The organism is Kribbella sp. NPDC002412, assembly GCF_053592935.1.
Map to the genome: position 1 here is coordinate 1 of NZ_JBSFBL010000096.1, position 4,806 is coordinate 4,806.

The following is a 4,806-nucleotide window of genomic DNA, read 5'->3' on the forward strand; positions in this document are numbered from 1 at the left end:
GGGTCGCGCCCTCCGGCCAGATCGTGCCGTCCAGGTAGTGGTTGATGTAGCCGCCGGCGTAGACGCTCTCGCCGCCGCGCTCCCGGAAGTACTTCTCCGTGCCGGTCAGCGGGCAGTCGTAGTCGACGATCACGATGGCCAGGTTCCAGACCACGATGGCGAGGTGGACCCAGATCAGCTTGGGCCACTTCCAGGCCAGGAAGGCGCCGAGCACGAAGAACAGCAGGAAGGCCGCGTGCAGGACGAACATCACGTCCGCAAGCAGGCGCCAACCCATCGCCGTCAGCCCGTCGGCGTGCGGCTCAACGCGTCCCGGACCGTGACCGGTGCGGGTGGCGTGTGTTCGGGCCGGATCGCTCCCATCAGTCGCTCCACCGCCGCCTCCATCTCACTGCGCCACGTGATCGCGGATCGCAGGTCCAGTCGCAGCCGTGGGTTCCGCGGGTGCTCGCGGACGACGCCGAAGCCGACGGCCCGCAGGAACTCGGTCGGCCAGACACATCCCGGACCGTCCCAGCGCGAGTCGCCGAACGCCTCGACCGCCCGGAAGCCCCGCTTCAGCACATCCTTGGCGACCGCCTGCACCAGGATCTTCCCCAGCCCGAGGCCCAAGTACCGCGGCAGGATCCGTCCGGTTGCCAGTACGACGGCATCCGGGCTGACCGGCGCGGTCGGAAACGCCTGGATCCGCGGCAGGTACGCCGCCGGGGCGTACAACGCGAACCCGGCCGGCTCGTCGTCGACGTACAGGACGACGCCTGCGCTGCCCCAGTCGAGCAGCAACTGGGACAACCAGGCCTCCTTCTCGAGGCCGGTGTCGCCGGTTCGGTCGGCCTGCTTGGCGGCCACCGGGTCCAGCTCCCAGAACACGCAGTCACGGCACGGCACCGGGAGCTCGCCGAGATTGGCGAGCGTGAGCGGTTCGAGCCGTCGGGCCATCAGCGGGCTCTGGTCCTACAGATTGTTACTCTGATCACGGTGAGTGTCGCCTCGCGTGTCGTCGAGTCGCTCATCGTGCCGCCGGAGCGGGCGCCGGTGCCGGCTTCCGCGCGTCCGGGGTCTCCGCCGCCTCCGGAGCGACGTACCGGCGTTGCACCTTCGCGGCCGGTTGCCGCCGGAACAGCTCGCCGGCGAACCCGGCCAGCACGCCCAGCAACAGTCCGCCGAGCGTCCATCCGGCTGCCTTGCCCACGCTCATCCGATCCGCCTTCCGCATCCACCTCTCAGGCCGCACCCGCCGACCGGCCGTCTCAGCAGCCAGATCACGGCATGGTCGAACCTGCCCCTATAAGGCATGGTAGTGAGAGGTCACGCAGATCCACAGCCCAGGCACGCTTGGGCCGGTCGGCGTAACCTGGTGACTTCCCCTCGATCACCTGTTGGAGTGGCTTCGTGAGTGCTGACCTGCCCGATGTCCGGCAGACGCGTCTCGACAACTACGTCGATCGGTACGCAGCACGGACCAAGGGCATGACGGCATCGGAGATCCGCGCCCTGTTCGCGGTCGCCAGCCGCCCCGAGGTGGTGTCGCTCGCCGGCGGGATGCCGAACATCGGCGGCCTGCCCCTGGACGTGGTCGGCGGCGCCGTCCGTGACCTGGTGATCGACAGCGGCGCGACCGCGATGCAGTACGGCTCCGGCCAGGGCGACCCGACGCTGCGGGACCAGATCTGCGACGTGATGCGGCTGGAGGGTATCGACGCCCATCCGGACGACGTCGTGGTCACGGTCGGCAGCCAGCAGGCGGTCGACCTGGTGACCCGGGTGTTCTGCGATCCGGGCGACGTGGTGATCTGCGAGGCTCCGTCGTACGTCGGCGCGCTCGGCGTGTTCCGCGCGTACCAGTGCGAGGTCGTGCACGTCGCGATGGACGACGACGGTGTGGTGCCGGAGGCGCTGGAGCAGGCGATCGCGTCGGTGCGGGCCGCAGGCAAGCGAATCAAGTTCTTCTACACGATCCCGAACTTCCACAACCCCGCCGGTGTCTCGCTCTCGGTCGAGCGGCGCGCGCGGGTGCTGGAGATCTGCCAGCGGGCCAACCTGCTGGTGCTCGAGGACAATCCCTACGGCCTGCTCGGCTTCGACGGTGATCCGTACCGCGCGTTGCGGGCCGACGACCGCGAAGGCGTGATCTACCTCGGCTCGTTCTCGAAGACGTTTGCACCGGGGTTCCGGGTCGGCTGGGCGGTTGCGCCGCACGCCGTCCGCGAGAAGCTCGTGCTGGCACAGGAATCCGCGACCCTGTGTCCCCCGGTGTTCAGTCAGCTCGCCATCTCGTCGTACCTGGGCCGGCACGACTGGCTCGGGCAGGTGAAGCAGTTCCGGGAGATGTACCGGGAGCGCCGCGACGCGATGCTGGGCGCGCTCACCGAGAAGATGCCTGCAGCAACGACCTGGACCAGGCCGGGCGGCGGGTTCTACGTCTGGCTCACCCTGCCGGACGGGCTGGACGCGAAGGCGATGCTGCCGCGGGCGGTGACCGCCCGGGTGGCCTACGTCCCCGGAACCGCCTTCTTTGCCGACGGTTTCGGCTCGCAGTGCATGCGGCTGTCGTACTGTCATCCGACCCCGGCACGGATCGTCGAAGGGGTCGGCCGGCTGGCTGCGGTGGTCAACGAGGAGCTCGAGTTGCGGCAGACGTTCGGGCCGCTGACACCGGGGCCGGGACGCGACTACGACGCTCCTGGGCCAGAGCTGAGCTAGGGCCCGTTGCGCAAAGGTTGCGCAATGGATCCGCGGGCGGCCGGGGGGTCCCTGACACGGTAGGGGTACCGTTCCAGTGGGCCTCGGGACCGGCGACCGTGCCGGAGTCGCCCACGAGTGATCGGGATATTTGTGATGAGTGATCTGGGTCGAGTGCTGGTACTGGCCGGCGGACTGTCACACGAGCGGGACGTCTCGCTCCGGTCCGGCCGGCGGGTCGCCGACGCCCTGCGCAGCGTCGGCGTGGAAGTCGAGCAGCGCGACGTCGACGCCACCCTGGTCGAACGGCTCCGCGACGATCCGCCGGACGCCGTCTTCCCTGTCCTGCACGGCGTCACCGGTGAGGACGGCGCCCTCCGCCAGGTCCTCGACCTGTACGGCGTGCCGTATGTCGGCGCCGCCGCGGCCGCCTGCCGGACCGCCTTCGACAAGCCGGTCGCGTCGACGATGGTGTCCACGGCCGGACTCTGCACGCCTGCTTCCGTGGTGCTCGGGCACGACACGTTCCGCGAGCTCGGCGCCGGCCTGCTGATGGAGGCCGTGATCAAGCAGGTCGGGCTGCCGCTGGTCGTGAAGCCTGCACGCGGTGGGTCCGCGCTCGGTGCCTCGATCGTGCGGTCGGCGGACGAACTGCCGGCGGCGATGGTGAACTGCTACGCCTACGGTCCGGTCGCGTTGATCGAGCAGTACATCGACGGGACCGAGGTTGCGGTGACCGTCGTGGACACCGGGGACGGGCCGCGGGCGCTGCCGGCGGTGGAGATTCGGCCGGACTCGGGGTTCTACGACTACGAGGCGCGGTATACGGCCGGCGCCACGCAGTTCGTCGTACCGGCTCGGCTTGATGCGGACGTGGCTGCGGCGTGTGCTGCCGCGGCTGTGACGGCGCATGAGGCGCTGGGGCTGCGGGATCTGTCGCGGTCGGACCTGGTCGTCGACTCGGCCGGGATCCCATGGTTCCTGGAGGTCAACGTGGCGCCGGGGATGACCGAGACGTCGCTGGTCCCGCTCGCCGCGGAAGCCGCCGGGATCGAGCTCGGTGTGCTGTGCCGCGACCTGCTGGCTGCCGCCGCGGCTCGTTGAGGTCCTGATGCCTGAGCAGTCCTTCTGGCGGACGGTGTTCACGCCGCGGTGGTTCGGGCTGCTCCTGCTGGCACTGACGCTCGCCACGGTGATGTCGGTGATGGGCGTGTGGCAGCTGCAGGTCTACCAGTCGAAGACCGCGGCCGCGACGGCCAAGCGGGCGGAAGGCGCGCCGGTCGCGCTCCAGTCCCTCTTCTCCATCGACGAGGGCCTCCCGTCCAAAGCCGTTGGCCGCCGCGTCACCGTGACCGGCACCTGGGGCCCCACCGCCGACCAACTCTTCATCACCGACCGCCGCAACGGCACCCAGGACGGCCTCTGGGTAGTCACCCCCCTGATGCTGGACGGCGCTTCCGCTGAGCAGGGAGCAGTGATGGTGGTCCGTGGATGGGTCTCCTCAACCTCGGACCCAGCCGCCAAGGCACCGACCGGACCGGTCTCCCTCACCGGTGCGGTGGCCGCCTCCGAGGCCCAGGACGCCTCCGCCGACGCGGCGAGCCGAGTCCTCCCATCCCTCCGCATCCCGACCATCGTCCACATGGTCGACTACCGCATCTACGACGCCTTCGTCGTACAAACCTCCCTCGACTCCGGTACGACGCCCCAGCCGGCACCGGCCGTCGTACCACCCCCCGCTCCCCCCACCGACCACGCCGGCCTCCGCAACGTCGCCTACGCCTTCCAGTGGTGGATCTTCGCCGCCTTCACCCTCTGGATGTGGACCCGAATGGTCCAAGACGCCCGCCGCCCCCACCCAGACGACGACCCCGACCAAGACCCCACCCTGGACCCCACCCCCAACCCGCCCACCGAAAGCACCACCACCGCGCCCGGAAGCGCTGGCCCTGGAAGCGCTGGGCCTGGTGGTGCAGGGACCGGAAGCGGTGAGCCTGGAAGCGCTGGGGCTGCAAGCGCTGAAGCCGGCAACGCTGGGACAGCAAGTGCCGGGGCCGGAAACGCTGAGACTGCAAGCACTGGGCCCGGAAGCACTGGGACTGCAAGCGCCGGGACCGTAAGCAC

General features: G+C 70.0%; 6 protein-coding genes. 3 read left to right on the plus strand and 3 right to left on the minus strand.

Features of this window, described 5'->3' with window-relative positions:
- The 3 genes from ACWCOV_RS39545 to ACWCOV_RS39555 all read right to left on the minus strand — a co-directional run.
- A partial coding sequence (locus ACWCOV_RS39545; protein WP_449834517.1) for a DUF2784 domain-containing protein occupies window positions 1-277 on the minus strand: 277 nt, incomplete at its 3' end.
- 5 nt (window positions 278-282) lie between these two features.
- Window positions 283-939, minus strand: coding sequence for a GNAT family N-acetyltransferase (locus ACWCOV_RS39550; protein WP_449834518.1), 657 nt, complete (start codon window positions 937-939; stop codon window positions 283-285).
- A 70-nt stretch (window positions 940-1,009) separates the two neighbouring features.
- Window positions 1,010-1,198, minus strand: coding sequence for a hypothetical protein (locus tag ACWCOV_RS39555; protein ID WP_449834519.1), 189 nt, complete (start codon window positions 1,196-1,198; stop codon window positions 1,010-1,012).
- Between the two features lie 194 nt (window positions 1,199-1,392).
- Between ACWCOV_RS39555 and ACWCOV_RS39560 the strand changes: the two genes are divergently transcribed.
- The 3 genes from ACWCOV_RS39560 to ACWCOV_RS39570 form a co-directional block, all read left to right on the plus strand.
- Window positions 1,393-2,703, plus strand: a complete 1,311-nt coding sequence (locus ACWCOV_RS39560; protein ID WP_449834520.1) for an aminotransferase-like domain-containing protein — start codon at window positions 1,393-1,395, stop codon at window positions 2,701-2,703.
- 135 nt (window positions 2,704-2,838) lie between these two features.
- A complete protein-coding gene (locus ACWCOV_RS39565; protein WP_449834521.1) occupies window positions 2,839-3,786 on the plus strand; it encodes a D-alanine--D-alanine ligase family protein in 948 nt (315 codons plus the stop codon).
- 7 nt (window positions 3,787-3,793) lie between these two features.
- Window positions 3,794-4,806: SURF1 family protein (locus tag ACWCOV_RS39570; RefSeq protein WP_449834522.1), on the plus strand; the 1,013-nt coding region annotated here is incomplete at its 3' end.